We start from the raw sequence: 4,010 nt of genomic DNA, 5'->3' as shown, positions 1-4,010 counted from the left end.
AGTGGAGCTGCGGAATGACCCAACGAGTGGAGTGGAGCCTGCGGAATGACCCAACGAGTGGAGTGGAGCCTGCGGAACGACCCGAAGACGCAGCTACAGTTCGCGCTCGCGATCTTTGCCCATGTCGAGGCCTTCGGGGAGATGCAGTCGCGCGAAGATGCGGGAGATGTCCGACGGCACCGTTTTTCTGGTGGCGAGGCTGACGGCGATCATCGAGGCGAAGGCGACGGGGACGCTGACGGCGGCGGGGTAGCCGAGAATCGCTGCCGCCCAACCGCCGAGGACGCCGTCGGAGATGGGGGTGACGACGGAGATCGATGCGGCGACGAGTGAGATGCCCCCACCGAGGAGCAGTCCGGTTGCCGCTCCCGCTGCGGTGAGTCCCCGCCACCAGATGCCCAGCACCAGTAGTGGACACAGGGTCGAGGCCGCAACCGCGAAGACGAGCCCGACGGTGCGCGAGAGGTCGAGTGAGACAACGCCGATGGACAATGCCAGCGGTACTGCCCCGGCGAGTATCGCCGCGACGCGGAAGTCTCGGACCTTGCCCGAGAGGACGTCGGTACTGAGCACGCCTGCGATGCTGACCAGCAGGCCCGAGGACGTCGACAGGAAGGCTGCAATGGCACCTGCGGCCACCAGTGCGGCGAGCAGCTGGCCCGGAATTCCGGACAGTACCGAGCCGGGCAACAGCAGGACGGCGGCGTCCGATGCTCCGGTGATCAGCAACTGCGGCACGTACAGCCGGGCGAAAACGCCGAGGACCGTCGGGAACAGGTAGAACATGCCGAGCAACGCCAACACGGTGAGCGAGGTAAGTCTCGCCGCTCTACCGTCCGGGTTGGTGTAGAACCGCACCAGCACGTGCGGCAAGCCCAGGGTTCCCAGGAACGTGGCCAGAATCAGCGAATACACCTGATACAGCGGGTGCTGCCCACCCAGTCCCCCGCCCGGCATCGCCCATGCCCGGTCGGTCGTCGGTGCCCCCGCGACGACGGGAACGGGCGATCCGGCGTCGAGCGTCAGCGACGTGCCCGAGCCCAGTCGGTGTTCGCCTGCGTCCAGCAGGACTCGCCCGTCGACGCTCTCGTCGTCGAGCGTTCCCCTCACGGCGACGACGATCGGCGAATCCACCTGCACGAGAACATCGGTGGTGATGTCGACGACGGTCTGTTCGGTCACGGTCGGTGGGGCCGGGCTGCCGACGCTTCGGTCGTCGGCGAAGAAGTGCACGGCCAGGACCAATGCGGGAATGGCAATCGCGGTCAGTTTGAGCCAGTACTGGAACGCCTGCACGAAGGTGATGGAACGCATCCCGCCGCCGACGACGTTCGCAATGACGATCAACCCGACCGCCAGAGCACCGACCCACCCCGGGACCCCCAGCAGAATGTTCAGAGTCAGGCCGGCACCCTGGAATTGGGGCACCAGATAGAGCGCGCAGATGACCACCACCACCAGCATCGCCAGGGTGCGCAACCACGGTGCGCCGAGCCTGAACTCGACGAAATCGGGCACCGTGTACGCGCCGCTCCTGCGCAGCGGTGCGGCGACGAACAACAGCAGGCCCAGGTAGCCCGCGGTGAAGCCGACGGGGTACCACAGGGCATCGGCACCGTATTTCGCGATCAGCCCGGCGACACCGAGAAACGATGCAGCAGAGAGGTATTCGCCGCTGATTGCGGCGGCATTCCACCGCGGACCGACGGAGCGTGACGCCACCAGGAAGTCCGAGGTGGTGCGCGCCAACCGAACTCCGTAGATGCCGATGCCGACGGTGGCCGCGGCTGCGAAGAGCAGCGCGATCACCGTCGCGACGGGAATGGACCCGTTCACCGACGCCTAGTCCTCGACCAGGCCGACGAACTCGGCCTCGTTGCGCTCGGCTCGGCGCACGTACGCCCAGCCGACCCCGAACAGCAACGGATAGATCGCCACCCCCAGCACCAGCCACGGGAACCCGATACCGAACAGGGTGCGTCGGTGAAACGTGCAAGCAGCATGCCCAGCAAGGGAATTGCGAACAGTATCGACAGCGTCATCATCGCGAGCCGCACCGAGAGCAGCAGCTGCGCCCGGACGAGGCTGCGCACGAGAGCGTCACCGACCTCGGTTTGCTCCTGCACCTCGACGCGGGTGCGCACCATCCGTGCGCCGCGACGTTGCGAGAGCACCACGCGTTGCCGGTGCGGCTGGCTCATCCTGTCACCTGGAGGACCACGATTGCAGCGGACCGCGGACCAGTCTGTCCTTGAGTTCTCTGGCGTGCCGTCGGCTCACCGGCAGTTCGCAGGCAGCGAGGTTTCCGCTGGCCCGCAGACACACCACCAGACCCGAACCGACGCTGCGAATCCCCGTGACCAACCGCAGCGAGACCAGGTACGAGCGGTGCACGCGGAGGAATCCGGCATCGGCCCAGCGACTTTCGAGGGCCGAGATCGGGATCCGCACCAGGTGCGAGCCGTTGGAGGTGTGCAATCTCGCGTAGTCGCCGTCGGCCTCGACCCACGCGACCGACGACCGGTGCACCAAGGTGGTGGTTCCGCCGAGTTCGACGGGGATGACCTCGTCGGCCGAGGTGTCCGCGGACTCCGCGGGTCGACGCCGTGCCAGCAGCACCCGACGCAGTGCCTCGGTGAGTCGATCCTCTCGCAACGGCTTGAGCAGGTAGTCGACGGCACCGAGATCGAAGGCGGCCAGTGCCCGGTCGTCGTGAGCGGTGACGAACACGACGGCCGGTGGCCGCGCGAACGCCGACAGGATGCCGGCCAGTTCGAGCCCGTCGAGCCCGGGCATGTTGATGTCGAGGAAGACCGCGTCCACCGGGAGTGAAGCCTGCGGGAACGACCAGGATGAGGCAGCGGGCTGCGCGGAGGTCTGTTGGAGCTGCCGCAGTGCGGTGGTGGCGTCCTGCGCTGTGAACACCTCGGCGACGGTGTCCTGCTGGCGCAGCAGAAAGGCGAGTTCGTCGAGTGCCGGGCGCTCGTCGTCGACGGCGAGGACGATCAGCCCACGGCCGGGGGGTGGCGTTGGCGGCCTGCGTCATGCGCGCACACCGGGCCTGAATTTGGGCACACGCATGCTCACTTTGGTGCCTGCGCCCGGTGCGGTGTCCACTACGAGACCGTAATCGTTTCCGAAGCTGCCCGCAGCCGATCGTCCACGTTCGCCAATCCGACATGGGCTGCGTCCTCGGTGTGCAGGCTTCCCGAGCGCAACACATCGGGATCCATCCCCACACCGTCGTCCTCGATACTGATCACTGCGTCGGTGCCCTCGTCGGCGGCGATGATCGTCACGCGGCCGCCGTCGGCCTTACCGGACAGGCCGTGCCGGACGGCGTTCTCGACGAGTGGCTGCAGCGCGAGAAACGGCAGCGCGACGCCCAACACCTCGGGCGCAACCTGCAACGTGACCTGCAGGGAATCACCGAAGCGGGCGCGTTCGAGCGTCAGATACCGATCGATGTTTCGTAGCTCGTCGGCGAGCACCGTGAACTCGCCTGCGTTGCGGAACGAGTATCGGGTGAAGTCGGCGAACTCGAGCACCAGCTCCCGCGCTCGATCCGGGTCGGTGCGCACGAACGACGCGATCGTGCCGAGTGCGTTGTAGATGAAGTGCGGGCTGATCTGTGCGCGCAGCGCCCGCACCTCGGCGCGGTCCAACCGCGCCCGGGAGGCGTCGAGTTCGGCGAGCTCATCTGACCGCAGGCGTAGCGCGCGACCTCCGCGATGGCCCCGAGCATGCCCGGTCCGGGCTCGGCGACGACGGCGGCCCCCAGCACCCCGACCACCGGAGACTCGTCTACGACCAACGGCTGCACCACCAGCGCTCTGACCTCGTGGATCGAACCGAGCGGCAGACGCACCAGGACACGCCGCTGCCCGTCCACCGCCCGTTTCGCCGCCTCGACGAAAGCCGGTGTCAGCTCGTCCCACGGGCCGTCCCAGGCCAGCAGCGAACCGTCGGGATCGCAGATGCCCAGTGCGCCGCACGGTCAGTACCCCGCA

Annotated in this window: 2 protein-coding genes and 2 pseudogenes; all 4 read right to left on the bottom strand. The window is 67.5% G+C overall.

What is annotated here, in order from left to right; translation table 11 throughout:
* Nucleotides 1-93: 93 nt before the first annotated feature.
* The gene (locus RHBS_RS25285) at nt 94-1,836 is read right to left on the bottom strand and encodes a cation acetate symporter (RefSeq protein ID WP_121870712.1); all 1,743 of its coding nucleotides are present in this window, start codon (nt 1,834-1,836) and stop codon (nt 94-96) included.
* Between the two features lie 6 nt (nt 1,837-1,842).
* Nucleotides 1,843-2,201, bottom strand: a pseudogene (locus RHBS_RS25280) (hypothetical protein).
* A gap of 4 nt (nt 2,202-2,205) precedes the next feature.
* Nucleotides 2,206-3,009 (bottom strand): LytTR family DNA-binding domain-containing protein, encoded by an 804-nt coding sequence (locus RHBS_RS25275; protein ID WP_128646792.1) that lies wholly within the window; start codon nt 3,007-3,009, stop codon nt 2,206-2,208.
* Between the two features lie 33 nt (nt 3,010-3,042).
* Nucleotides 3,043-3,988: pseudogene (locus tag RHBS_RS25270) on the bottom strand (sensor histidine kinase); the annotation flags it as partial.
* Between the last annotated feature and the right edge of the window lie 22 nt (nt 3,989-4,010).

It is taken from the genome of Rhodococcus sp. BS-15, assembly GCF_000813105.1.
Taxonomy (GTDB): domain Bacteria; phylum Actinomycetota; class Actinomycetes; order Mycobacteriales; family Mycobacteriaceae; genus Rhodococcoides.
Note: the sequence above shows the minus strand (reverse complement) of the source record. Positions and strands in the feature narration are given on the sequence as shown.